We start from the raw sequence: 26,035 nt of genomic DNA on the forward strand, positions 1-26,035 counted from the left end.
GATAATTCGATAAAAACCGGTTTATTATCCCGAGCTGAGGCGACTGTTCGTTTTATTATCACGACTCGGAAGAGACTTCATCGGTCACTGCCCGTGTTGGCTGAAGACTATTCTTCGTCAATGAGTCTGGGGTGATTTCTGGCGGAGAGTCGAGTAACTCTTTGATCACATGATCAACAAAACCGGCACCCGCCGCTTCATACAAGTTATATACAGTGTGCACACCTGAATCTTTCAACGATTCAGCATCTTCAGCGTACTGTACAATGGCACTGATTTTTCCTTGGTAGTTTAATTTTTGCAGTTGTTGTACCGCAAATAAATTACCTACGTGATTAGGCATCGCCAACAAGACTAATTCTAAATCTGGCGCCCGCTCGAGCTTCTCCCAAAAATCAGTATCGCCAGCGTCACCTTGGACGACATTACGGTTTTGGCTACGATGAAAATCAACCAATTCTTGTTTATGCTCAATCCCTAAAATTTCGCCGGTATATTTTGAATGCAGTTCATCATAAGCACCGCAACCAATTCGTCCCATACCTAAGATTAAGAAGCGCGGATTACCGATGCGGATTTGACGATCTTCAGGGTGTAATGGGTGACGTTCTAGCTTCATCAGCTTGGCTTGATAGCGCAAGTAAATTTTTGCGACGCTGCTATTCAAGGGCGCTGCAAATAAGAAACTGATGCTTAACGCGACCGCGATAATGATCAGCCATTCTGGCGGTAACCAGCCTTTATGCGCCGCAACAGCGGCGACAATTAACCCAAATTCACTGTAGTTACCTAAGTTAAATGAGGCTAATAATGAGGTGCGCGAGCGCAGTTTAAAGCGGGTGAGCAAGTAGATAAACATCAAAATCTTAACCGGGATCAACAGCACTAAAATACTGGCTAAGCCGATATCAGCTAATGTTGGTAATCCGTTTAAGCCAATGGTTAAGAAAAAGGCGATTAAAAATATTTCTTTAAAGTAATAAATCGATTTGGCTAATTCCGATGATTTAGCATGCCCTGCTAATAAAATACCCACAATAAGCGCGCCTAAATCAGGTTTTAGCCCCACGGCTTCAAATAACCATGCACCCACCACTAATGCCATCACCAGGCCAAACAATACCAGCATTTCACCGTGGCCGACGCGATCAAACACTTTATAAATAAGCGGCCTTGCTAACGGCAACAAGAGTAAAGCAAAAGCCCAAACAGACGGAATATCACCTTTAGAAATGGTTAAAAATATCACGGCGAAGATGTCTTCCATAATCAAGATACCAATCGCCACGCGGCCATAAAGCGACTGCATATCACCGCTATCTTCAAGCACTTTTACGGCAAACACGGTACTGGAAAAACTTAATGCAAACGAAATCAACATCAGTTGATTAAAGCTAAATCCGTCCAGCTGCTCGATGCCTAAAAAGCCCAATAACTTGAGCATGGGCACAAAAAATAAGAGCGAACCAATTAAATGTAAGCTTGAGCCTGCCCATACTTCGGCTTTAAAAAGGCTCTTAAGATCAAGTTTAAGGCCAATGGAAAATAGCAGTAAGGTGACACCTAAGTCAGCCAATTGCTGCAAAATAGGTAAGCTAGTGTCTTTAATGCCTAAGGTGAACAATACAAAACCAGCAGCAAGATAACCAATGAGTGGTGGTAAACCTACTCGGCTGACAAGCATGCCGCACAATAGGGTTATGATCAGGATTGCGGGTTCCATAAAGCGCCTTAAATAAACAATAAAAACGTATTGTATAAGAAAAAGGTTAACTTTCGATGACTTTCGTTGCTTAAATGCAAAAACAGCATCTTTAGTGACTAAAGATACTGTTTTACATTGTTTTTTACGGAATGATTTTACGAACTCGTTTTACGCTATAAGATCACTGATTGAGTGAATTTCATTAACGTACTTAATTTAGCGCATTAACTTATGCGCTAAATGAGTCGGTTAATTTACTTTGCTAACAGTAAATCTAAGTGAGCGGCAAAGTCTTTCGGGCCCATAAAGCCGGTAACGCGTAAGTCTTTACGTTGTTCGCCATCGCTATTAAACATTAACAAGGTGGGTAAACCTAATACGCCATAATGTTCTAAAAGAGTAATATCAATATCATCGCTGGCGGTCACGTCGGCTTGCAATAACACCATTTGACTCATGCGCGCTGCAACCTCGGCATTTTTAAAGGTAATGGCTTCAAATTCTTTACAGGCCACACACCAGTCGGCATATAAATCTAACATCACTGTTTTACCGCTAATACTGGCTTTATCCAATTCAAGTTCTAAGTCTTCCAGCGACTTAATATGGATAAAGTGATTGGCTTCGGTGTTGGCTTTGCCATCTATACCGGTTTGGGTCATATTTGAGGATTGATGACCAAAGCTGGTCATTAATGCTTGGAAGCCATAGGAGAAACTTGCCATCAAAGCCAGCAATAACAACACCCCACGAGTGCTTTGTTTCCAGTTAAATGCTGACAACCTGTTTTGATGCATTAAGTAAGCGATTAAGCTTATTGCCCATACTGACCAAAGTAAATCGGACACTAAACCAGGCCAAATACGGCCAATCATCACAATCGATACTGAAATCAGTAAGAAGCCAAAGACGGTTTTAATGATGTCCATCCAAGCCCCTGCGCGCGGTAAGATTTTACCACCCGAAGTGCCAATAATTAATAACGGTACTCCCATCCCCATGCTCAATACATACAGGGCTAAAAAGCCTTGCAGTAAGTCGCCAGACTGCGCCACGTAAATGAGCACCCCAGATAATGGCGCTGTGGTACAAGGCGAAGCGACTAAACCAGAAATCACTCCCATCATAAACACACCAATGAGGTTGCCACCTTTTTGGTTGTTCGACATCGAGTTCATTTTTTGTTGCCATTTTGATGGCAGTTTTAAATCGTACATGCCAAACATCGACAAGCTCAGCAATACAAACATCACCGCTAAGAAAATCAAAATGGCCGGGTGTTGTAAGGCCGCTTGAAACTTAAGTCCGGCAGAGGCCACCACTAACCCGAGTAAGGAATAGGTAATCGCCATCCCTTGCACATAGGCCATTGATAGGGTGAAGGCTTTGGCTGTAGACAGCTTCTTGCCTTGACCAACAATAATGCCAGACAAAATAGGGTACATTGGGAATACACAAGGCGTTAATGCTAAGCCTATTCCCAAACCAAAGAAAATCACTAAGGTCCATAATAGACTGTCGTTTTGTAGTCTTTGGTTTAAGGTGTCTTGTTGGGTAATCGGTGCGGCTGGGGCATCGGTCGCCGTTGATGATTGTGCTTCATCAGGTGCGCCAATCACTTTTTTGCTGGTTAACTTGCCATCATTAGCCTCAATAGCGGATAAGGTAACATCGTGTTTGGTGGGTGGATAACACAAGGTCCCTTCAGCACAACCCATAAAGGTGACATGAAATACCGCATCGGCTTGCGCTTCTTTAAAAGCAATCGGGATTTCAACAAACGAGTAAAACACCTCTTGGTCGCCAAAGTATTCGTCATGATGGTTTTTGCCATGGGGTAATGCAATATCACCAATCACCGCACCGTCGACGGAAAACTGTAGCTTGTCGCGGTATAAATAATAGCCTTCGGCGATCACAAAATTGATTTTGAGTTGATTACCTTGTTGTTGGTAATCAAACACAAAAGCATCGTTCACCTTCATTAATTCTGGTTCACTGCTTAAAAAACTGAATTTACTACTCAAGACATCAGCACTGTGTGCTGCTGGCGCGAGTATGATTGATGACATCATTAACAATGATGTGAGGCATATTGCGACGATTTTTTTCATGATGGTGAGTTGTCTTTTATCCATTGTAAATAAGGGCCAAAACCAACGATAATCGGAGTGGCAATGAATTCTGGTACTTCATAAGGATGCATTTGGATCACGAGTTGTTCAATTGCATGATAATCAGTTGCCATGCATTTTATCTGCATCGGCACTTCATTTGACTGACAAATGTTATTGTCCCAGTGATATATTGACTCAACGGCTTGGCCTATTTGTACACAAGCCGCTAATTGGGCCGCTACTAATGCAGTCGCAATACGTGAAGCGATTTCAACATCGGGACAAGTGGTTAAAATAAGTAGCTGTTCGGGTTTATACATAAGTTGTCTTAAAGTTTACTTAAGTTAATGCTGTTATCATGCTAAAAGTCATCACAGTACGCTTTTTTAAACGCATTTTCATTAAACTGAGGTGATATTCGTGACCTGTCTTGAAATCAGACCTGCTCACCCCCATTTAAGTTTCATCGGCAACAGTTATTTTATCGGTCGCCACTCTATCAAAAAGCGATCATTAGAGGCCAATATGTTTTTTATTTTATTGTTAATATTTGTTTTAATACCGGTTATAGAGCTCGATGTGATCATTGAAGTTGCCAGTTCGATTGGCTCGTGGCCCACGGTTGGTTTGGTGCTCTTTACTGCCGTAGTCGGGGTGTCGTTGGTGCGTAGCCAAGGTTTAAGCACCCTAATGTCAGTGCAACAAAAGTTAGCTCGAGGCGAAGCGCCTGGGCAAGAAATTGTCGAAGGCATGATGCTAGCTGCCGCAGGGGTATTATTACTGATCCCCGGCTTTGTGACCGATTTTATCGGCTTAATTTTATTAACACCGTTAACCCGTGCACCCATTGCGGCATTTTTTTACAAGCGCATGCAATTACGCGTAGTGGCTAATGGTGGTTTTAAATCAGGTTTTGGCGGTGGACAAAGTCCTTTTGGGCCATCGGGTCCATTTGCGGAACAAAAACCATCTGATCACCCCGGCAACACCTTCGACGGTGATTTTGAACATAGAAATGAGCAACCTCGTAGCCATCAAATTGAGCATGACGCTGTTGATGACAACCTTAATGAAGACAAGCATCAAAACAGTCATAAAGATAACCATGACGACAAGCGTGACGACATTATTGATGTTGAGCCCATTAACCCTAAAGATGACAACAAACCGACGTAGTGTTACCCAGCAATTCAATGTCCATTGAGTCTTACGTTGAGGTCATTAGGTTTAGGGCATTATTGTTAAAATAGTCGCTTTGGGGTTCAATTTTTAGAGCGTGTTCGATTGGGTGTGGCGTTTACGCCCTAATGAAAGAAACACAAAAACAGCCGAGAGATGTATTATTCGGCTGTTTTTGTGTCTGTTTGTAGCTGAAGTTGTTTATCCTGCTGAGCACCAAACCAAAATGCACTAATGATACTCAAGCCCCAATTGGCCAAAAATACCCAGGTTAACGCCGACATGCTTGAGCTGCCGGTGTCGAGCGCGACCTCTGATACTGCAGCATAAATTGAGGCTAAATCGTTGCCGATATTGCCCGCTAAAATTTGCTCTGCAATGACTTGTGCTCGACTGATCATCTGGTCCATAAGCACCATAATGCAGACCACACTGATACTGATAAACCCCCAGCCCTGTAATTTTTTACCTAACCAGAGTTGACCACTGCCAGGGCAAATAATGCCAGAGAGCATGGCGGCATAAATGGATTTTTTCATCATAGCTTAATTGTATTTTCGATTAATATACTGCTATTAATCCTCTGACAGCGATTAAAAAGCAAGTTTGGTCGGCATCATTAACACAGTTTAATATTCGCCAAGGTGAGTTGCTGAGTCTTTTGCATCAACTTGTTTGTCGGCTGCGTCAGCGTCAGTTGGCTCGGATTTGTCGGGACAAGGTACAGCATGCTTAATGTTGTCTGGCTCGCTAATTTTAGTCGCCAAATAATAACAAGCTAAGCCCATAAGCGTATTGGTAATGGGCAGTGCCAGTAAAATACCTTTTACCCCACCAACATAAGATCCTAAAACCGCTAGCGGTAACATCAATAACATTAACCGACACAAGTTAATCACCAGTGAACTCAACGGCCTATGGTAAGCGTTTAAGCTAGTGGCAAAAATAATCACAATACCCAGAGGCCCATAAGCGACAGGTAACACTAGGATATAAAAACTCAGCCACTCGATAACAAGCGGGTCGTGAGTAAACAATCCAGCAATAAAATCGGCATTAAAATACAGTGGAATATACAGCAATGTTTGAAATACAAACACGAATTGCAACGACATCAATAAGGCTTTTTTAGCGCGTTCAGGCTGGCCAGCACCTAAATTTTGCGCAATAAAGGGCATTAAACTCGACGACAGCGCCATCACCACAATTAGCGACACCGACTCAAGGCGAATACCTGCGCCAAACGCTGCAACGCCGGTATTATCAATCCGGGCTAACATCGCCATGATAATGCCGTTAGTAATAGGGTTAATCACATTCATTAATGCCGCTGGGCGAGCAATATGAGCTAATACCTTCCAATGCAAAATTAATCGACCAACATCAAAGCGAGCAAACTTGACCAGTTTACGCTTAACAATAATCAGGTAGCCCGACAACGACATTGCCATCACCCAGGAAAGCGTTGTCGCAATGGCTGCGCCTTGTATTTCTAATCGAGGAAAAGGGCCAATGCCAAAGATAAGTAGCGGGTCGAGTACTAAGTTTACAATGGCGGCGAGCATCATAATTTTAGCCGGTGAGCGGGTATCACCCGTGGCACGTAATCCCTGATTACCCACCATCACTAACACTAATGCAGGGGCACCTAAATACCAGTACCACATGTAGTCATGTATTAATGGCAAACTGGCACTATTGGCACCCAGTAAACTAAAAGTAGGTTCAATCAAGACACAACCGAGTATCGATAACCCCCAAATAATAACTAAGGTCATGCACAAGGTGTCATATAAAAACACTCTAGACTCGGGCGCATGCCCAGAACCAATCAAGCGCCCCAGATTGGTCGACACGCCAGCACCAATGCCGATACCGATACTCGAAATGACCAAGGTTACCGGGAAGGTAAAACTCACCGCCGCCAGTGCTTCAGTGCCCAACTTACTGATAAAAAAGATGTCTACCAGACTGCCACCGAGAATGGTCATAATGCCAATCAGGTTAGGCAAGGTCATGTTAAGCAGAACACGACCAATTGGGGCTGTGAGCAACCCATGTCTGTCTTTCATCTATTCTCGATCTTAATATTTCAAAGGAACAGAATTCTATCAGGATTAGTGCAGCATTAATAAATCAGACTTAAAAAAGTAGAGTTTTTTTTTTAAGTCCCCTTGGATCTGTGATCAATCACCCCCATATCACATGCATTAAGGGGGAAACCCTTATTTGTTAGTCAATAGCCTCGTTTTCTGGGCATCACATCATTAGGAGAGTTCATAGATGAATATTCGTCCATTACATGACCGCGTTATCGTTAAACGTTTAGAAGTTGAATCAAAATCAGCCGGCGGTATTGTGCTTACAGGCAGCGCAGCTGAGAAATCAACTCGTGGTGAAATCCTTGCTGTAGGCAACGGTCGCATCTTAGAAAACGGTTCAGTTACTCCGCTTGACGTTAAAGTGGGCGACGTTGTGATCTTCAATGAAGGTTATGGCGTCAAGAAAGAAAAAATTGACGGAGAAGAAGTCTTAATCCTGTCAGAAGCTGACCTGATGGCAGTAGTAGGCTAAGCCTCTTGCATCAACTCGACTTTCCAGTTAATCAACAAATTTAAAGGAACATCAAAAATGGCAGCAAAAGAAGTCTTATTTGGTAACGACGCACGCGTAAAAATGCTTGCGGGCGTTAACATCCTAGCCAACGCAGTTAAAGTGACCTTAGGCCCTAAAGGTCGTAACGTTGTTTTAGATAAAAGCTTTGGTTCGCCAATGATCACCAAAGACGGTGTGTCAGTTGCGAGAGAAATCGAACTGACAGACAAGTTCGAAAACATGGGCGCACAAATGGTTAAAGAAGTTGCTTCTAAATCAAATGATGCAGCCGGTGACGGTACTACTACTGCAACAGTATTAGCTCAAGCTATTGTTGTTGAAGGCTTAAAAGCAGTTGCAGCGGGTATGAACCCAATGGACCTTAAGCGTGGTATCGACAAAGCAGTTATCGCAGCCGTTGCTGAGCTTAAATTACTTTCTCAAGAATGTTCTGACACTAAAGCGATTGCCCAAGTCGGTACTATCTCTGCTAACTCTGATGAGTCAATCGGCGAAATCATTGCAACAGCAATGGAAAAAGTCGGTAAAGAAGGCGTTATCACCGTTGAAGAAGGCCAAGCGCTTGAAAACGAATTAGACGTTGTTGAAGGTATGCAGTTTGATCGTGGTTACCTATCACCATACTTCATCAACAAGCCAGAAACTGGCAGCATTGAATTAGACAGCCCATTCATTTTATTAGTAGACAAAAAAGTGTCTAATATCCGTGAATTGCTGCCAATCCTTGAAGGTCTAGCTAAAACAGGTAAGCCTTTGCTTATCGTTGCAGAAGACGTTGAAGGCGAAGCATTAGCAACATTGGTTGTCAACAACATGCGTGGCATCGTTAAAGTGGCTGCAGTTAAAGCTCCTGGTTTTGGTGACCGTCGTAAAGCCATGCTTCAAGATGTAGCCATCTTAACTGGCGGTACTGTTATCGCTGAAGAAATCGGCCTAGAACTTGAAAAAGCGACACTAGAAGATTTAGGTACTGCTAAGCGCGTTATCATTACTAAAGATAACACCACCATCATCGATGGTAACGGCGACCAAGTGCAGATTTCAGCTCGCGTTTCGCAAATCAAACAACAAGTTGAAGAGTCAACATCAGACTACGACAAAGAAAAGCTACAAGAGCGTATGGCTAAGTTAGCTGGCGGTGTTGCAGTCATTAAAGTTGGCGCAGCAACTGAAGTTGAAATGAAAGAGAAAAAAGCCCGCGTTGAAGATGCATTAAATGCTACTCGCGCAGCGGTTGAAGAAGGTGTTGTAGCCGGTGGTGGTGTAGCCCTTGTTCGCGTTGCAAGCATGATTAAAGATATTGACGTGCTTAACGAAGACCAAAAGCACGGTGTGCTTATTGCGCTACGTGCGATGGAAGCGCCTTTACGTCAAATCGCGACTAACGCAGGTCAAGAAGCATCAGTTGTGGCTAACACTGTTAAAAACGGTGAAGGTAACTTCGGTTACAACGCAGGTAACGACACTTACGGCGACATGTTAGAAATGGGTATCCTTGACCCAACTAAAGTGACCCGTAGTGCATTACAGTTCGCAGCGTCTATCGCGGGCTTAATGATCACGACTGAAGCGATGATCGCTGAAATACCACAAGAGTCTGCGCCAGATATGGGCGGAATGGGCGGTGGTATGGGCGGAATGGGCGGCATGATGTAATCTAGCTTGTCTAAATCGGTGATAACTGCGTTGCTTCACCACTCGTTTAAGAAAGCTAAACGTCGTGGTAAAGCGCCTTGTTCTAACCCGATTTATCCTGCGCTATATTGCTTGTCGTTCTAAAGCCTAGAAGCTTAGAGCTGAATTTCTTGTAAAAGAAAAGAGAAAGCCCCGATACCTAACAGTATCGGGGCTTTTTGTTATTGTAATGAGCAGTTATTTTTAGGATTAAAGGTCATTATAAACTTCAGTTATACACCTAATGTTCTAATGCTTTAGTTTCCTTAAATAGTTTTTATTCACAGCTGTTTGACTTGTAGTCTAGAGTTGTTGGATTCAATTTTCTTCGCTGGTTTATATTTTGTCAATTGAACACTTTTTTTCCAATCAGGCCAACTATCTAAAATTTGCTTTGCACGTACAATGTTCTTATCAGTACTAGTCATTTTAATCATCCTTATCTGACTTTAGCTCGTCTAGCTGGTTTACTAACATAATCTCTGCTTCTAAATATGACAAGGGTGTCATTGGAACCCTGAGCTCTGCTTCACTTCTGACCCATTCTTTAACAACCCCGTCTTGTTTACGTTTCAGCTTTCTACCACTACTTAAATTCATTGAAAATAAGTCTACAAATCTTCTAGGGCCAATACCAACAAATGGTTCGAATGAAACTTTATGTTCATCATTTGAAGCCCCATCTGAATTAATCGAATCATCATGCAAAATTGTAGCAAAGCTTTTGGGGTATGGCTCAATATATAAAACACGGCTGACACCCGCAGCTACAATATGCTTCGCACAGTTATGGCATGGGTAAGTTGTTGTATATAGAGTTGAGTTTCGTGTTGAGATACCATTTCGTGCAGAAGACATTAATGCTTCCATCTCAGCATGAACGGCCCGTCCATATTCAGTTATATCTAATAATCCTGTATCTTTAAGAATTTCTTTTCCACTTGCTAATAGCACTTTAAGATCAACTTCATTCTTAGTGTTGAATTTCTGCATAATATTCAGAATTATTTGATTTTTCTGCTCTTCATTTGAATCTTTACCAAGCTTGTAATCTCTTTGATCTGCATCTGTAGGCCAATATAGTCCACCACCGTATTTTGGTACATCATTTGCACCTGTCGCTAATATGTCAGATTGGTCATTGGTTAGAACTGCTCCAACCTGTCTTGATAAGTCTGCAGAGCGAAGAGAAGCTGCATATGCCATAAACATTGCGTATTCATCAGAAGTTGGTGGAACCACAGGCTTAGAATAAAGAAGGTCTAAAATTCTACTTATTTGACCAGAGAGTGACTCAGTGTCGTCAGATGTTATGAAAGCATCAGCCATTTGGAATACATCTCGAGTTCTTTGCCCAAGTCCTTTAGGGTGTGCTTCTTTATCATCTCTCTCAATAAGGTCGTCAATTTGATCTTGTGGAACCCCTTTCTCATCTCTTAGATATCTTTTTCGGCTCTCTATGCTAGAAGATATGCCTAACAAGACAAAACCAGGGCCATAGACTTGCCTAAGAGTTTCAACTTCATCAGGGTGTTTTAATGAGCGAATAACATGAGTATGTCTTGGAAGGGGTGATGGTAATTCTCCTTTCCTTTTTTTATTGATTGCGTTTATCGCGAGGAGAGCGAAAAGGTCGCCTCTTTTACTGTTTTGACGAAGATTATTGCCAATATTCATCGCTGCATTTAATCTTGTCTCCTCAGTGTTTGGGCCAGTCGTTACACCTTCAAACTCCTTTGCTACTTGTGAAAGGTGAATGAAATTAGTTTTATACCTAAATTGGCTAAAATATGACGATAATCTATTCTGTACATCGTCCAAATTCACACCAATGGGAGCGACTAATCCTATAACTAGTTCGCAATTTTTTGAGTGTTCTTCAATATCCATATCAAACTCTTATTGTTATTTTTAGTATCGTTACTTATCTTAAGTGGCAGGCTTTTTAAGTGTTCTGTAGTTGCCAAAAATGACAGTTTTTTAACTGTAGGGATGACATTATATTATTACCATAGCTCTGGACAGCATTATAGATATAATTATTGCTGAATTATCGGTACTAGCCATTAATTTGTTATTTTTTCCTTCGCTTTGTTAGTTATGTTACGGCCGAGTCCCGCGATAGAAAGTGGACCACCATTCATTGAGCTTTCAATGGCAGCAAACAAACTGTTTTGTGCATTAATGGAGTGGCAAGTGAGAGGCATTTTGATAAAACGTGTTTAGCATTCATGGTATTTACTCGTGGTAATATTTGTTTGGCGATAAATTTGATCACCAAATGCCATGAATGTTCCTCATTTTTTAGCCTATCTCATTATTTAAATACATTTTTTTGTGGGGATTCGTCAGACTCTGACCCCATTTATTGAGTTTTTATTTATGTATCTTAATCGTTTCGGGGCTTTATCATGGATGACGAGAAAGTGTTGTTTTATCTATCCGCTGGGAAGATAGTGCAGTTATTATCAGAACCCTTGCTTTTAGTTGGAGTTTATTTTTTATTTTTTTAACCAATATATAGAACTTAATTTTTTTTGATTGCAGGGATTAAATTAAAAACTTCAGAGTCAGGAAAAATCTTTTTTAGTGTTCTAATATATTTAATTAATCGGGCATAATTCGTTGTATCTACGCTTTTTATGTAAGCAAGCCAACCGTTTATGTGCGCGAGTTTAGATGGATCAGATTGAAGCATTGTATAAATTTCAGCGCGCATCTTTCGGTATTCTTCGCGACCAATTCCCACACCATTCGCCGATACAATTAGTCCAGTAACTTCTTTTCGTTTTCTGGTACCACAAAGTTTTGTTTTTTTATGGTTAATTGAAAAGCCTTCATCTAACACTATCTTTTCTATCATAGGCTTTGCTTTTCTTATTTTCGACTCGTTAAAAGCAGATAATGTTATGTCATCAGCATACCTAGTATACATAATACCTTTTGAGCCTGCGTAGCCTTGTATTCGTGAGTCTAAGCGTTGACATGCCAAATTTGAGAGTTTCGGCGATGTTGGTGCGCCTTGGGGAAGTCGGCCCTTAAATATGCATAAACTGGTCAGTTTTTGGCTAATTAATTTGTTATAACCTATAGAATGAAAGATGCTGTATACATGCGATGCAGGAACGGAATGAAAGAAATCTTCTAGGTCAATATTTAATAAAATATGGGCACCAATATGAGGGGCGGCATTACTAAGGATTGATTCACCAATTTCAAACCCTTTAGAGTTTTGAGATGAATTTAGTCTATACAGAATTTTTCTTAAAATCCAAGACTGGGCAGCTTTCATTGCTCGAGAAGGTTGAGCTATTTCTCTTTCACCACCACTTTTTTTGTCTAAAAAATATACTCTGTAGTGTTCGTTTGATTTAAATACTAGCGTTTGAACGAGGCCAACAGATAGACGCATTTGGCTAGCAAGTTCGGCAAGATTAGTAATAGCAGGTAAGCCAAGATTTTTGAGCTGGCTTAGGTTGTTTGTATATTGTGAACCCATTTAAAATTACGCACCTTTACGTCACAAGTTCGCATTTAGAACTTGCGAGTCAAAAACGGAGTTTTTGCGAGCAAGAACTAAATGAGCTATTCATCTGGTTTTGTTGAAGGATAGCGAATCACTACCCAGTTGCTTTATTGATAGTTTCAAAAAACAACTCGCTAAAGGTGCGTTGGCTCATCCTATCATAGTTAATTCCTGATTTTCCACGGTTTTGGAAGTTCATGAGCTCAACACGTACTAAATCTAGTCTGTGATCGGTAAAAATAGACATAATATGCTTTTCACCACTACTAGTAATATCGTAACCATTAGTAGTTTTCATTATCATTCGCTCTGATTGTAACTTAGTTAATGCAGAGCGGGTTGCTATATCTGACATTACCTCATCTTGTTCTGTAGCAATTTTAAGTAGTTTTTTTAGACTTAAAAAATCAATTTTTTCAACTAGATATATACATGGTAGGATGAAGTTCTGTGCTTCTAAAATATTTGTAACATTCTTTTTGACAGGATTTTTATTTTGAATCTTTGTTATTGAATCTGATATCAGCCTAAAAGTTTTAGTGCTCTGTTTTGGGCAATCTAAGCGATCATAGTCGAGATGAAATACTTTTCCGGTTGATGAGGCTTTTATCAGTCTATTTGGACCATAATTCAGGAAGCTTCTTTTATTTTTAAATTTTTGGTTTGAAATACATATTATTTTATCTACTAAATTAGGATTACTAGAAAATGCTCCCAATTCAGCAAATGACCCAGGACTTTCAGGTAGCAGAATAATCGCGTCTACTGAGTTTGCTAAAATATTCTCTAGTGCAAGTAAACTATGCTGGCCTTGGCCAGCTAGTAGATCATCAAAAAGACTCTCCGGATAGAGTATTTCATATTGGATGCGGCTTTGTTGCTGTGTGAGAAGTTTTGCTACCTTTGAGCGACCTTTTGTTTTGTCTTTGATATCAGCACCACATAGAAAAATTGTTCTCTTTCTTTGATATACAGGAACATAGATTCTTTCTTTGATGACGCTCGCAATGTCAGCGAGTTGTGATACTGAAAATTTTTTAATCACCATATGCTCCTAAATCACGTTATTTTTAGATTCTAACACTATATCTACTGCTTAGAGTATGATTTAAAATTGAATTGAATTAACTTTGCCCGCCATTATTAAATCTTGAATTTAGTGAGGTAATATAGGGATCCCCAGGGCCAAAGTATACTTTCAGCCCCACTTATTTACCTTTGCTATTCACACCAAGTAACTCAACATATAAGTGAGCTCAGAGTAAAACTTTTACCATCTATAGAATTTAGTGGGGTCAGTGTCTGAGGGATCCCCACGAATTTAATAGCATGCTTGTGGATCCTTGATTAACGATTGTAGCATCTTAATTCCTGCTAGCCAGTGAGACTTCAGTAGCCTCAAAGACTTATCTTTGTAGGCCCTTAATCCTATAAATTGGTTTGAGAGCACGTTGCGATGCTTTATTGAGTTAGCTTGATATTGCCTGTGCTTATCAGCTGATTTTACTGCCAAACCAAGCAGGTAAAGTATAAATTGTGATAAGCAAGCTATCAGCAGGAGTACGCCTAATTTACGGTGAATCCTTGTTCCGCTATCATTCATTTTCAACCCTGTTTTAACATCTCTAAAACTCTCTTCTATCTGTAAGTAAGTGGGGTCAGATCAAACTTTTACCTCACTATTTATAGTATCTGTGAATTTAGTGAGGTCAGTGTAAACTTTCTGTCTGGGAATTAAGCGATTTTACAAATAGTTTATAATGCTACTATTTTTCTCTACTTCCAAACATCAGGATTTTGATATTTTTTATTAACGGGTTGTTCTATATCGCCATGTTCTAGTTTGTGTAATTCATTAGAATAGGCTTCCTCAATTTGAGTCAATTCTTCTTCTGAACATGGCATTAGCGAGCAACCACAATAGCGACACTTTTTAGCCTCGATTTTTATACCCTCAGCACATTCAGGACAAATGCGGCATCGTTGTACTGTAGATTTTGCTAAATGTAGGTCACTCTTCTTTTTATTGCTAAAAACAGCTCTCATAGCGAAATAAATAACAGCAAATCATATTATCCAAAAAAACATCTTAATAACTCCTAAAAACTTTTAAGTCGGGCACAGAGTAAAATTCTACCATCTAAATTATCTGCTTTTCAAACCCACAATCCACACAATTCAATGTGTAGGTTTCTTTGCGCTTGGTGACTTTGGTATTTTTACTCTGGCATTGTGGGCAGGGTAATTTCATTGATGTATTTTTGCTGCATTGATTGCAGTTGATGTAGTAACCGAACTTGCCATACATCGGTGTATATTGTGTTGATTCACCGCAATATTTACAGTTTAGTATTGGTAGTTGGTCTGGCGCTAATGTGTTTACTGGTAAAAGCGGTGCAAGTGTTGCCACACTTGCACCATTAGATTGAACTAGATGATTAGTGGGCGCTAACACTGGTTGAAGTTCTGGTTTAAGCTCTGGCTCAAGCTCTAGTGTGTTTGCTATCGCTTGGGTTTGCTTTAGTTGTGCCGGAGCAGTGTCAACTTGCTGAGTATTTGAGTCGATATGTTGGCTAATAAGAAATTGGCCGATTGAATTGAGTTCTCGTTGGCTAAAGTCTGGACGGGTGTCGGTGACGCTGACCAAGCGGAGCAGTTTGTGTTTAAGGTTCATGATATTTTTGAGTTCATCGACCAAAAACTCAGTTTTATAAAGTTTGTCCGAAATCACTTTGGGCATGGTTTTTCTGTCGATCACAGCATTACTGGATACCGCACATAAATAGTGCCAACAGCGTCCATTGAAGCCTTGCTGCTTTATACCCAGTAACTTACTTAATATGTTATTTCTATGATGCATGAACATTTCTTTTAATAAATCTTGTTGCAGCTCGACTTGCTTAATGGGTGAGGGCATCCCAGCCCATTGGCTGTTATAGCTACGTGTCCATTCACCCTGGTTGTTAACTTTAACGTGACCTTTTATGCTTTTTGATTCAATTAGCACGAAGCCATAGGTATACACGATCAAGTGATCGATTTGAGCCGTTTCATCATTAAAGCTGAATTTGAAGTCGTTGATAACCAGTACTTCGGGGTTGTCTTTAAACGCACGGCGTAAGAAGAAGGCCACATCCTGTTCTTGTTTTTGACCCGCTATCGTTTGCGGTGTTTTGGTCATTTGCAGTGTTTTAGTTTTAAGAATCATTTATCAACAGCATCCATTCATAACTTGATAATAATCAATCTCATAATAACTATGATATGGATAAAAAAGCCAGTGTTAAATTTAAAAGCAGGGAGTAATCAATTCGATAGTGTAACAACCTACACTTTTGTTGATCTTGACAGGGGAAATTACAGTAAAGTGTAGCAATGTACACTTTGGACTAACGTGATGACATCAGCACTCAATCAACAATCCTTGGGTTTACTCATTAAAGAAACCAGAAACAACGCGGCATTGACTCAAGACGTGGCGGCGATGTTGTGTGGCGTGACCAAAAAGACGTTAATCCGTGTCGAGAAAGGTAATGATGTTTATATCTCGACAGTGTTCAAAATTCTTAATGGTCTGGGGATTAGTATTGATGCAGCACAGAATAATAACGCTGATCCTAAAGTGTGGTACTAATCAATGGTAAACAAAAAGCCCTGATACTGTTATGTATCAGGGCTTTTTATTTGGATATGGATGCTTACTTGCGGGTAATTACTTGCGGGTAATTTTATCCAGATATCCCATGGCAAAGGCCGATAACACAAACGTGATGTGGATGAGTAGATACCACATGATCTTGTCGTTCGCGATATTTTCGGCATTCATAAATACTTTAAGTAGGTGAATGGATGAAATCGCTACAATAGATGCGGCCACCTTGTTTTTAAGCGAACCGGCGTCCATCTTGCCAAGCCAGTTTAGTTTCTCACTGTTTTCACCCACATCAAGCTGTGATACGAAGTTTTCGTAGCCTGAAAACATCACCATGATGAGCAGACCACCGACTAAGGTGATATCGATAAGTGATAGTGTGATTAGCACCAAATCAACTTCTGCTATCGAGAAGATATTGGGTAGGAGATGAAAGATCTCCTGAAAGAACTTTATGCCTAAGGCTAATAAGATTAGGCTTAATCCCAGATAAATAGGCGCCATGATCCAGCGTGATGCATACATCAATCTTTCAAACACTTTTTCCATAAAAAATTTAATCCTTAAAATAAAAAACGCTATAAATCAACTGAACCACTTATTTTAAAATATTAACATAATCAACTTTATCTGCGCTTGCATACAGTGGTGAGCTTGATGATGTATCATCTGTGCACTTTGCATGATGCATAGTGTATTGCATTATGTCTTTAGACGTTGGAATTTAGTTGGGTCAGAATTTGGTTAAGTCAGAGTATGCATTATTGCCGTCTAAATCATCTACTGTTTATTTATCGCAACAATTTTTAATCTAGGCCTCAGCTTTATTAATTATACTGAGTTGCTTGGCTATGTACTTCAACCGTTAAAAGAGGGACCTATTATTATGGATAAACATAATTCAAACGCGACGCGTAAAATGCCTTGGATTACGATAAGTGTTATTGCATCCATCGTCTTGCTGTTTGGACTGTTGCTAATGGTGATGCCCAAGGGGTTTAAGGCGACCCACGAACAAATCGGAACGGGTAAGCCTTCGGTAGTATTTGTTTATGATCCTAACCTTGTTGCGAGTATCAGCCAGACTGAGCAGATGAATGAAGCTCGTGCTCATCTTGGTGATAATGTGTTCTTTCTTCTTGCCAGAGTGGGTACTCCTGAGGGAAAGACGTTCATCACTAAACATCGTGCCAGCGCTTCAGAGTTATTACTCTTTGACTCAGCAGGGATCCTAACTAAAAGGCAGCTCGCGGTGATAGATGCTAACGAGCTCATGCGGTGGGTACGTTAGTCATTTTGGAGTGATCGTTATCAGGGGTCGTCAGGGGCGAAGTAAACTTTATCTCTTTTGAATAAATGGGCTAAGAGTCTAGGAGCTCCCCCATAAATTTAATCGCATGCTTGCTAGTCGCTGACTAAGAATTGCAGTGTTTTCATTGCTGTAAGTCAGTAAGCTTTTTTGCCGCTTCAAATGCCTATCTTTATCGATTTTAGTTTATAAAAATAAGCATTTGAGTGTGGGCGAGCCATCATCATTAACAATGGCTGTTGAAAGGGGCTTACTGTGCGGTATCAGTAAATTCTGCTTGAACCTTGTCTAATTCTTGCTGGTTTTTAAGCTCGATTTGTTGCTGTCTTTTAATACTGACGTCTTCTGCAAGCGCTGCTTGTCTTTCCTTAAGGCTATGTTTCTCGTCTTTGGTCAGAAACTTAAACGCTTTATCATTGGCAAGTGCATACGCAACAACATCTTCGCCCTTTACCCTGCGTTCATCCACTCGTTGTGAAAAACGTTCGTTATCACGGGCTTTACGTTCTTCGGCATTTAACTTACTCATTGTTGTATCCTCATTAGTTAATCACGGTAGCGTTTCACTACGCTCAGTCAAACAAATGAGAGTTGCACATTCATAAAGCTGATTGGTGCATTTTAGCATAAGTTGTCTCGCTAGCTGGAAATACGTGATGTTTGAGTAAACTTTCCATCAATCCATCAATCCATCAATCAATTATCAATCAATCATTAATCATTAAAGCGGTTTAATGCCATTGCTATGTTATGAGTGGCTTGTTTGGCACGCGCGCTGAGCTTTGTTATTGAAATAAAGCCATGCATGCAATCGTCATAATGCTGGTGTTGTGTATTGATGCCTGCCGCTTTTAGGCGTTGCACATACGCAATGCCATCGTCCCTTAATGGATCAAAACCAAGGGTTAATATGTAGCTTTTGGGCGATTCGCTGATGTCTTTTGCTTGCAGTGGACTCACTAAGGGCAGGGTGACTTCGTCGAGAGAATTTAAATAATGCAACCTGAAATAATCCATTAAATCGCGGGTGAGTATTAACTGCTTATTGAAACCTTGATAAGACTCAGTTAAGCCTTGCAGATCTGCCATTGGATAGATTAAAAACTGAAATGCGGGTTTTACTTTTGTCTTTACTGGCAGCGATGTTTGCAGTGAATGTAAACCGATGATACACGCTAGATATCCGCCTGCGCTGTCACCACCCACGCCTATGTGTTCTGGGTTAATGTTAAATTGTTGATGATTGCCATTGATATAGTTCCACGCTTCAATGGCATCACAAATCGGGATTGGAAATTTATGTTCTGGGGCCAGTCGATAACCGACTGAGATAATGTTCATCTTGCCATGTTTAGCCAGGTAGCGGCAAAAGCGATCATGAGTGTTTATACTGCCAATGACGCAGCCGCCACCATGAAAGTACACCAGTGTTTTTTGGGGTGTTTTGGCGCTGGGATGGTAGATGCGAAGCTTTATTGTGCTATCACTGCTATTGCTAGTACCGCTGGCGCTATGTTCGTTCAAAGGAATAGTGCCCATAAGAGGAGTGCCAGCGCTCACTGGGACAGTTAAATTAACCACCTTATCCATTTCAATTTTAGTCAGCCCAAGTACTCGGTCCATCGCGAGAAATACATATCTGAATAATGTTACTGGCAACTTGTATAACGGTGCTAATGACAACATCTTTGCGGCCATTAATTGTTTAGCTTCAAGTTGGCGGGCTTGTAGTGGTTTGCCTTGTAATTGCTCGATGGGTAGCCGTTTTTTGTGTGATTGAATGCCTTGTGCCGGTGGCTTGTTGAAACTGTCCATTTTAATAGGCCTTGTTGTTATTGTTACGCATTTAAAAAAGCTTTATCGACTTAACCACTTCATTGCTAGGCGATTGATAAGCGCTGGTGATACGTTACTTAATCTATGTAATAGGCCATAAAAAACACTCACCGTTCTGTGGGTTTTAGGCTGCCTTACTTGCTTATCTATCACTGCTACCACATCTTCTGCGGTGATATTAACGCCTAATCGTTGCATGACTTTTGCAGTGTTTTTCTGTGACTTAAGCATATTGGTGGCCACAAAGGGTGGCATAACATCGCATACACTGATGCCATATTTTTGCCATTCTAGTTCTAACGCCTCGGTAAGCGCTTTTACGGCAAATTTACTGGCCGAATAGCTGGCCAATTCTGGCACTCCGTAATCGCTGCTGGCTGACGACATATTGATAATGGTACTTGTGCCATTGTTGTTTAAATATGGCCATGCAGCATGACATAGGTTCATTACACCGATGACATTGACACTTAGCGTGCGCTGATGCTGTTCGATAGGTATGTCTTCAAAAGGACCTATCTCCAATATGCCGGCGTTATTGAGTAATACCGCTAAGCTATTATTATGTTCAGCACAAAATTCGGCCACAACATTTTGTGCTTGGGTAAAATCACTGACATCAAGTTGAAATAGCCGCACCCGAGCGTGATCCCATGGTTTGGTGACGTCTTTTAATAGCGCTAAATTTAGGTCGGCCATACCGACCCAGTAGCCCATTTTATGAAAGTGCCGTGCTGCCGCTAAGCCAATGCCGGAAGCCGCTCCGGTAATCAAGATGGTGTTTTTGTTCATCATAAAATCCAGTTAATCGTTACTATTAGTCGCCAACTAAAATGATCGGGTATTAAGGTGTTCCATCTGCGGCTGTTTCATTTCATCCACCCATCGCTGCCAGGTATAGGGCCATAAAATTGGGTCGCCATCGACATCTAAATACCAACTTTGGCATCCACCGACCCAGCTCGTGCCCTTTAACCCTTCCTTTACGTAGGCATTAAAATCGTCAATGGCTTGTTGCTTGGCTTCAAATTCATCAAATTCATGGTCACGCCATTTATCGATCAATTTGATCACATAATCTGTTTGAACTTCACTCATGGCGATAACTGAAAAGTTACCAATGGGGGTGTTGGGGCCGAGCATTAAAAAGAAGTTAGGGTAGTCGCTGAGTAACATTGATCGATAGGCTTTAATTTTATGTTGCCAGGCTTTATCAATGTGCAAATTGTTACGACCAATAAGATTCATGGGGCGCATAAAATTAAATGCATTAAACCCAGTGGATAACACCAACACGTCTAGATCATGGTGTTTACCGTCTTTAGTGATAATGCCCGTTGCAGTAATGCACTCAATGGCCGCTGTTATTAACTCAGCATTGGTTTTTTGAATGGCTTTATAAAAGGTGGTGTTGATAATGACCCGTTTGCAGCCTACTTGATATTCAGGTCGCAGCTTTTCCCGTAAGGCTTTGTCTTTGATGCTTAATCGTAAATTGGCTTTACACAAAAAATTTAACGCATACTTTTGGATAAAGTGTCCCGTGACTGCTTTGGTAAAAAAATGTTCTAGAAAAAACTTGCCCATATTGCGATGAATTTTGGTGATGATGGGAAAGCGAGCCATTAACTTTCTGCTGGTTTTTGAAAAGGTAAAATCGGGCAGGTGCATTAGCCATTGTGGTGTGCGCTGAAAAACCGAGACCTTAGCACCCGTGTTAATCAATTCGGGTATGGCTTGTGCGGCGGTTGACCCTGTACCTATCACCCCAACCCGGGTTGCAGCGGATATGTTGACGTCGTGGTTCCATTGGGCGGTATGAAATGTCGTACCTTTAAAATCTGCTAATCCGGGAATGTCTGGAAATTGCGGATGATGCAAAATGCCCGTGGCGCACACTATAAAATCGGCAATATAGGTTTGCTGTTGGCTGGTTTTTACGGTCCATTTGCCATTGGCATATTGTGCGTCAGTAACCGCTTCGTTAAAGCGTATGTCTCGTTTAACCTTATACTTATCTGCCACGTTCTCGAAGTATTGTTTAATCTCTGGTCCATGGGCAAAAAAGCGACTCCAGTTGGGATTGGGTTCAAATGAATAGGTATACATGTGAGCGGGTACATCGCAGGCAGCCCCTGGATAGGTGTTTTCTCGCCACGTTCCGCCCACGCAGTCTTTTTTCTCTAGAACTACAATGTCAGTGATACCAGCTTGGCGCAGTTTAATGGTCATTAAGATGCCCGTCATGCCTGCGCCAATGATGACAACCGAAGGGTTTCGCTTTACTTGGTTCATCGGGACCCTCAATGATAACTATCGTTATTCGTTATTCGCTATCGCTGTTGTTATTGCTGATTTGAGTAATAATGCCTCTAAGCATTCAAAGAGTGTTAACGATTTGTATTATCTTTCCAGCATAGGAAACTATTGTTAATTGATCTACACGCTAAAGGGACGTATATTTGTGATTTTAAGACATGGCGGCCATCAGTTATGACATTTCGCAGCATTACCAGTGTGCAAATTATTGTTTCTTATGGCATCGAGCTGGGTATTGATCAAGATCGGTTGCTGCAAGGGTCTGGGCTGGTAAGCGCCCAATTAGCAGATCACGACCAACTAGTTGAAGACAAACAAGAATTACAGGTGTTAAATAACCTCATGCTCAATACCCCATGCCCATTCAAGGTAGGAATGGCGTTAGGTTGCCGTTATCACCTGACCAGTTATGGCATCATGGGCTATGCCCTATTGGCTAGCAGTACTGCGAGAAAGGCGATTGAATTAGGCTTACGTTATCTAGATTTAACCTATGTTTTTTCACAGATAACATTAACTGAGCTTAAAGACGATTTATCCCTAAGGTTCTCATGCGACATTCCTGGCGAGTTAGGCGAACTGGTGTTAGTCAGAGACATGTTGGGCGCCGCTATGCTCCAACGAGAAGTATTTGAAAGTAACGACTGGCCGATACAATTGCAGTTTACGTCGCCCCAGCCCCCAGGCTTGTCACTCGAGGATATAAAGCAAAGACTGGGCGCTGAGATTGAGTTTAATGCCAGCTATAACGGTTTTGCTGGATTGGCACCGCTATTAGATTTGCCATTGATAAAAGCCAATGAAGCCACCGCCAGACTATGTGAAGCGCAATGCAGCCAACTACTGCAACAAAAGCAAAACTGGCAGCCTGTCGCTAAGTTGGTAAAAGACACCTTAGTACACTTAGGCTTAACAGCATCAATGCAAGACATCGCCCAGCATTTAGCGCGAACCACTCGCACTTTACATCGTCAACTAACACTAGAACAAACCAGTTGGCGCCAAGTGCGTGATGATGTTCGTTTTGGCATCGCCGAAGCGTTATTATTAACGCCGATACAACTTGATGAAATTGCTGAACGCCTTGGTTTTAGTGATGGGGCTAATTTTAGCCACAGCTTTAAGCGCTGCAAAAACATGACCCCAAGCCAGTATCGAAAGCAGGTAAAAAAACAGCGATAGCCACCTGTGCGACATAAGCAAAGAGCCGCTAAAATTTAAAACATAGAGCTTAAAATATAGAGCTTAGAGCCAAAATAAGTGGGTGCGAGCTTATAAAAACTTGGCTAAACTGTTAATCGACTTAGTAAAAAGAGTGAGTGTATATCGGCGTAACCAAGATGGCAGCTTTGAAGATGTCTTTAGGGTAACGTTATTTGAGCCCGAAAAATAAAGATCTCAATTAGCTTAATAAAATCCTTTTGCCGTTTAGCAGCGTACAAAGGGATAAGGAATTTATCAAAAAGGACTACAGATGCGTTATTTAATGATTATTGCAAGTTTATTGCTACTTAGTGCTTGTAGCACTAGTTATCCAAATCAGGCTATTACAGGGCAAGCTTTCCCGTCTGTATCAGGGCAAAACCTTGAAGAAAAGTCTATGACCTTGCCTGACGATTTAAAAGGTGAAGTGGCGTTATTATTGATCGGTTACAAGCAAGACTCTCAGTTTGACATTGATCGCTGGTTGATTGGTTTAGATATGACCCAAACTCAAGTTTCGGTATTTGAGGTTCCGACAATACAGGGACTGTTTCCTAGAATGTTCAGTACATTTATTGATAATGGCATGCGTTCAGGAATACCTAAACCGCTTTGGAAAGGCGTAGTTACTGTCTATAAAGATGGTGAAAAAGTACAAGCCTTTACCGGTAATGAAAAACCAAACAATACTCGAGTGGTGCTATTAAATGCACAAGGTAAAGTGATTTACTTTTATGACCAAGGCTTTTCAGTTGATGCACTCAATCAGTTAAGAGCAATGCTGTAATTGCCAGCTAAGTAACTAGTCTAGTCACTCGCTTAATTTTTAGTCTATTAGTCACTAAGTTACTCGCTTAAAGGCTAGAGCGACTAGCTTAGTTACAAATCTAGTTACTCGCTAAGCGACTAATTTTAATCGCTAGCCTAAGTGCTGGGTATTCTTTGGCGTAACAACTGAATTAATGTTGGCGCGATAGAGGCTAAAATCATCCCGCTCATCAACAGATATTGCTGTGGTGTGTATGACTCACCCATTAATACCAGGCCGCAGACGATACCTGCTACTGGGTTGGCAATGCCGCCAAAAGTGAAGTCGACCACTGACATGCGTTGTAATAACCACACATACATACTGTAACCGAGTACGGTGTTGAGTAAGATTATCCAGCTGATGCCTAAACCATTAGTTAGACTAAATTGGTTTACCACATTGAGGTATTGCTCAGGTGAAAACAGTGCCTGAATACCTGCTGCAACCAATAAGAATGCACCGCCGATAACGAGTTGCCAGGTTAATATTGTCCACCAATGAATCCGCGAACCTAACGATTTAGTTACCGTGCTGCCGATAATAATACAGCTGATAGCCGCCAGCATCGCCACTAATCCGATCGGATTTAAGCTGATCGAATTTGGATCAAACAGCATCCAAGCTAAGGCCATTAAGATAGCGCCAGAAAAGGCTTGCTGCAGATTCGGGCGCTTTTTACTGCTAACCCAATGAAATAACATCGCGAAAACCGGCACTGAAATCATACCAATACCAGAAATGGCCGACGGAAGTGTGAGTGCCATAATAAAAATCAAACTGAAAAATACCGCAATATTGATTGCGCCGAGTTTAATCAAAATGGGCCAGTCTGCCTTTAGAGGTCGGCTAGGTTTTATTGCCAATAATATCAGTCCAGCAGGCAACGCACGTAGGGCACCGAGTAATAATGGTGGCCAGTCGGGCAAGGTGAACTGGGTCATCGCATAAGTGGTACCCCAAAAAAATGCTGGGATCATGGCCAGTAAAATATTCATTAACTACCTTTGTATTAAATATCTTCACGTAAAGATAAGTATCAATTCTGAACCGTTAAGTTATTTTTGTAAAGTACCTTTTTATGAAGTATCTTTACATTAAGTTTTTAACTTGTGTTTTGAGTGGCAAATGATAAGGGTGAGGTATGGAGGATATTGATAGAGTGGTAGCACAATGGGGCGAACAAAAGCCGCATTTAGATACGCTACCAATGGCGTTACTTGGGCGCTTTTTGCGTTTGCAAAAACACATTGAAGCCGAAATATCCGCTTGCCATAAACAGTTTGGCTTGACCATGGGTGAGTTTGATGTGCTGGCGACATTAAGACGTGCAGGTAAGCCTTATATCTTAACCCCTTCAGGGTTATTATCGTCAATGATGTTAACCTCTGGCGCGATGACAAATCGTTTAGATAAGCTTGAATATAAAGACTTAATTGCACGTGTACACAGCACTGAAGACAGGCGCAGTGTCTCGGTTGGCTTGACTGAAAAAGGTCTTGTCACCATAGATGAAGTGATTGAACAGCACGTGAAAATTCAGCACAAACTGGTCCAAAGCCTGTCTGATGCTGAAGTGCCCGAATTGAACCAACTACTCAAAAATTGGTTAACTGCTTTTGAGGGACGCCAATAGTGGGTCTATTGTAAGTCAATAACACGCAGTTATCAGGTCAAAGTGCTGTTTAATAAACGTTTATTATCCCGAGTTAAGATATGCTATAAAAAACGGCCAGTGTCTTTAAGACCCTAGCCGTTTTTGTTATTGCAGGTTGAAAAGGCTTTGCGCTTATGGCTGTAGCTGCGCTTTTGCTGCTTCAACTTTTGAAAAGTCTAAACCCAGTTCATCGACTGCTTCTTTGATTAAGGTTGGGTTTTGCATAACCATGCCCATCAATTGTTGTAGCTTATCCGCAGGGATCCCTAACTGGCCAATAGTCGCCATTGCGGCAAATGGGTTTTCAGTCAACGTCTGGAACAGCTCATTAATTTGCGCGTCACTGATATTGTGTTCTTTGAAGATGGCAAGAATAGGGTTCATTACGATACCTTGTGTGATCGTTGATGTTAAACATAGGCTAATTCTACCAC

General features: G+C 41.2%; 25 protein-coding genes and 2 pseudogenes. 8 read left to right on the forward strand and 19 right to left on the reverse strand.

Going from position 1 to position 26,035, the window contains the following annotated elements:
• Positions 1-58 precede the first annotated feature (58 nt).
• The 3 genes from EGC80_RS06860 to cutA all read right to left on the reverse strand — a co-directional run bounded on the left by EGC80_RS06860 (position 59) and on the right by cutA (position 4,142).
• On the reverse strand, positions 59-1,723 hold the full coding sequence (locus tag EGC80_RS06860) for a cation:proton antiporter family protein (RefSeq protein ID WP_124012638.1): 1,665 nt from the start codon (positions 1,721-1,723) through the stop codon (positions 59-61).
• A 236-nt stretch (positions 1,724-1,959) separates the two neighbouring features.
• Positions 1,960-3,819, reverse strand: a complete 1,860-nt coding sequence (locus EGC80_RS06865; RefSeq protein ID WP_124012637.1) for a protein-disulfide reductase DsbD — start codon at positions 3,817-3,819, stop codon at positions 1,960-1,962.
• Positions 3,816-4,142: a divalent-cation tolerance protein CutA gene (gene cutA / locus EGC80_RS06870; protein ID WP_101033885.1), complete on the reverse strand. Its 327-nt coding sequence runs from the start codon at positions 4,140-4,142 to the stop codon at positions 3,816-3,818. The genes EGC80_RS06865 and cutA overlap by 4 nt, the downstream gene beginning before the upstream one ends.
• Before the next feature lie 205 nt (positions 4,143-4,347).
• Here cutA and EGC80_RS06875 point away from each other — a divergent pair, with 205 nt between their 5' ends.
• The gene (locus tag EGC80_RS06875; protein WP_124693463.1) at positions 4,348-4,998 is read left to right on the forward strand and encodes an FxsA family protein; all 651 of its coding nucleotides are present in this window, start codon (positions 4,348-4,350) and stop codon (positions 4,996-4,998) included.
• Positions 4,999-5,162: 164 nt separating this feature from the next.
• Here EGC80_RS06875 and EGC80_RS06880 read toward each other — a convergent pair whose 3' ends face one another.
• Together EGC80_RS06880 and EGC80_RS06885 are read right to left on the reverse strand one after the other, a co-directional pair.
• Entirely contained in the window at positions 5,163-5,543 is a 381-nt protein-coding gene (locus EGC80_RS06880) for a hypothetical protein (protein WP_233768610.1), read from the reverse strand.
• A gap of 87 nt (positions 5,544-5,630) precedes the next feature.
• Entirely contained in the window at positions 5,631-7,073 is a 1,443-nt protein-coding gene (locus tag EGC80_RS06885) for an MATE family efflux transporter (RefSeq protein ID WP_124012635.1), read from the reverse strand.
• A 211-nt stretch (positions 7,074-7,284) separates the two neighbouring features.
• Between EGC80_RS06885 and EGC80_RS06890 the strand changes: the two genes are divergently transcribed.
• Complete coding sequence (locus tag EGC80_RS06890; protein WP_101033888.1) at positions 7,285-7,575, forward strand: co-chaperone GroES; 291 nt, start codon at positions 7,285-7,287, stop codon at positions 7,573-7,575.
• A 57-nt stretch (positions 7,576-7,632) separates the two neighbouring features.
• Positions 7,633-9,273 (forward strand): chaperonin GroEL, encoded by a 1,641-nt coding sequence (gene groL / locus EGC80_RS06895; RefSeq protein ID WP_124012634.1) that lies wholly within the window; start codon positions 7,633-7,635, stop codon positions 9,271-9,273.
• 447 nt (positions 9,274-9,720) lie between these two features.
• Here the strand turns inward: groL and EGC80_RS06900 are convergent, their stop codons facing one another.
• From EGC80_RS06900 to EGC80_RS06925, 7 genes and pseudogenes are all read right to left on the reverse strand, one after another.
• Positions 9,721-11,181 carry an anti-phage dCTP deaminase gene (locus tag EGC80_RS06900; RefSeq protein WP_124012633.1) on the reverse strand — a complete coding sequence of 487 codons (1,461 nt, stop codon included), beginning with the start codon at positions 11,179-11,181 and terminating at the stop codon, positions 9,721-9,723.
• A gap of 188 nt (positions 11,182-11,369) precedes the next feature.
• Positions 11,370-11,524 (reverse strand): annotated as a pseudogene (locus EGC80_RS06905) (IS4 family transposase); the annotation flags it as partial.
• A gap of 294 nt (positions 11,525-11,818) precedes the next feature.
• Entirely contained in the window at positions 11,819-12,790 is a 972-nt protein-coding gene (locus EGC80_RS06910) for a retron St85 family RNA-directed DNA polymerase (RefSeq protein WP_124012632.1), read from the reverse strand.
• 121 nt (positions 12,791-12,911) lie between these two features.
• Positions 12,912-13,865 (reverse strand): retron St85 family effector protein, encoded by a 954-nt coding sequence (locus tag EGC80_RS06915; RefSeq protein ID WP_206191832.1) that lies wholly within the window; start codon positions 13,863-13,865, stop codon positions 12,912-12,914.
• A 273-nt stretch (positions 13,866-14,138) separates the two neighbouring features.
• Positions 14,139-14,471 (reverse strand): annotated as a pseudogene (locus EGC80_RS06920) (IS4 family transposase); the annotation flags it as partial.
• Positions 14,472-14,593: 122 nt separating this feature from the next.
• Positions 14,594-14,722, reverse strand: coding sequence for a hypothetical protein (locus tag EGC80_RS22820; RefSeq protein ID WP_267898633.1), 129 nt, complete (start codon positions 14,720-14,722; stop codon positions 14,594-14,596).
• 235 nt (positions 14,723-14,957) lie between these two features.
• Positions 14,958-16,025 (reverse strand): nuclease-related domain-containing protein, encoded by a 1,068-nt coding sequence (locus EGC80_RS06925; protein ID WP_124012631.1) that lies wholly within the window; start codon positions 16,023-16,025, stop codon positions 14,958-14,960.
• 189 nt (positions 16,026-16,214) lie between these two features.
• Here EGC80_RS06925 and EGC80_RS06930 point away from each other — a divergent pair, with 189 nt between their 5' ends.
• Complete coding sequence (locus tag EGC80_RS06930; protein WP_124012630.1) at positions 16,215-16,451, forward strand: helix-turn-helix domain-containing protein; 237 nt, start codon at positions 16,215-16,217, stop codon at positions 16,449-16,451.
• Positions 16,452-16,529: 78 nt separating this feature from the next.
• Here EGC80_RS06930 and EGC80_RS06935 read toward each other — a convergent pair whose 3' ends face one another.
• The gene (locus EGC80_RS06935; protein WP_124012629.1) at positions 16,530-17,018 is read right to left on the reverse strand and encodes a TIGR00645 family protein; all 489 of its coding nucleotides are present in this window, start codon (positions 17,016-17,018) and stop codon (positions 16,530-16,532) included.
• Positions 17,019-17,355: 337 nt separating this feature from the next.
• On the opposite strand from EGC80_RS06935, the gene EGC80_RS06940 reads away from it, so the two are divergent.
• Complete coding sequence (locus tag EGC80_RS06940; protein ID WP_124012628.1) at positions 17,356-17,760, forward strand: hypothetical protein; 405 nt, start codon at positions 17,356-17,358, stop codon at positions 17,758-17,760.
• A 268-nt stretch (positions 17,761-18,028) separates the two neighbouring features.
• Here EGC80_RS06940 and EGC80_RS06945 read toward each other — a convergent pair whose 3' ends face one another.
• From EGC80_RS06945 to EGC80_RS06960, 4 genes are all read right to left on the reverse strand, one after another.
• Positions 18,029-18,307, reverse strand: coding sequence for a DNA polymerase III subunit epsilon (locus EGC80_RS06945; RefSeq protein WP_101033900.1), 279 nt, complete (start codon positions 18,305-18,307; stop codon positions 18,029-18,031).
• A gap of 185 nt (positions 18,308-18,492) precedes the next feature.
• Positions 18,493-19,593 (reverse strand): alpha/beta hydrolase, encoded by a 1,101-nt coding sequence (locus tag EGC80_RS06950; protein WP_124012627.1) that lies wholly within the window; start codon positions 19,591-19,593, stop codon positions 18,493-18,495.
• 42 nt (positions 19,594-19,635) lie between these two features.
• Positions 19,636-20,409 carry an SDR family oxidoreductase gene (locus EGC80_RS06955; protein WP_233768611.1) on the reverse strand — a complete coding sequence of 258 codons (774 nt, stop codon included), beginning with the start codon at positions 20,407-20,409 and terminating at the stop codon, positions 19,636-19,638.
• 33 nt (positions 20,410-20,442) lie between these two features.
• Positions 20,443-21,909 carry a flavin-containing monooxygenase gene (locus tag EGC80_RS06960; RefSeq protein ID WP_124012626.1) on the reverse strand — a complete coding sequence of 489 codons (1,467 nt, stop codon included), beginning with the start codon at positions 21,907-21,909 and terminating at the stop codon, positions 20,443-20,445.
• 198 nt (positions 21,910-22,107) lie between these two features.
• Between EGC80_RS06960 and EGC80_RS06965 the strand changes: the two genes are divergently transcribed.
• Both EGC80_RS06965 and EGC80_RS06970 read left to right on the forward strand, forming a co-directional pair.
• Positions 22,108-23,115, forward strand: coding sequence for an AraC family transcriptional regulator (locus EGC80_RS06965; RefSeq protein WP_124012625.1), 1,008 nt, complete (start codon positions 22,108-22,110; stop codon positions 23,113-23,115).
• Between the two features lie 292 nt (positions 23,116-23,407).
• Entirely contained in the window at positions 23,408-23,923 is a 516-nt protein-coding gene (locus EGC80_RS06970; protein ID WP_101033905.1) for a hypothetical protein, read from the forward strand.
• Positions 23,924-24,060: 137 nt separating this feature from the next.
• Here EGC80_RS06970 and EGC80_RS06975 read toward each other — a convergent pair whose 3' ends face one another.
• Entirely contained in the window at positions 24,061-24,942 is an 882-nt protein-coding gene (locus tag EGC80_RS06975) for an EamA family transporter (RefSeq protein WP_124012624.1), read from the reverse strand.
• Positions 24,943-25,088: 146 nt separating this feature from the next.
• Between EGC80_RS06975 and EGC80_RS06980 the strand changes: the two genes are divergently transcribed.
• A complete protein-coding gene (locus tag EGC80_RS06980; protein ID WP_124012623.1) occupies positions 25,089-25,580 on the forward strand; it encodes a MarR family winged helix-turn-helix transcriptional regulator in 492 nt (163 codons plus the stop codon).
• A 153-nt stretch (positions 25,581-25,733) separates the two neighbouring features.
• Here EGC80_RS06980 and EGC80_RS06985 read toward each other — a convergent pair whose 3' ends face one another.
• Complete coding sequence (locus EGC80_RS06985; protein WP_101033909.1) at positions 25,734-25,985, reverse strand: DUF2999 family protein; 252 nt, start codon at positions 25,983-25,985, stop codon at positions 25,734-25,736.
• Between the last annotated feature and the right edge of the window lie 50 nt (positions 25,986-26,035).

The sequence above is a fragment of the Shewanella psychromarinicola genome (assembly GCF_003855155.1).
Classification (GTDB): domain Bacteria; phylum Pseudomonadota; class Gammaproteobacteria; order Enterobacterales; family Shewanellaceae; genus Shewanella; species Shewanella psychromarinicola.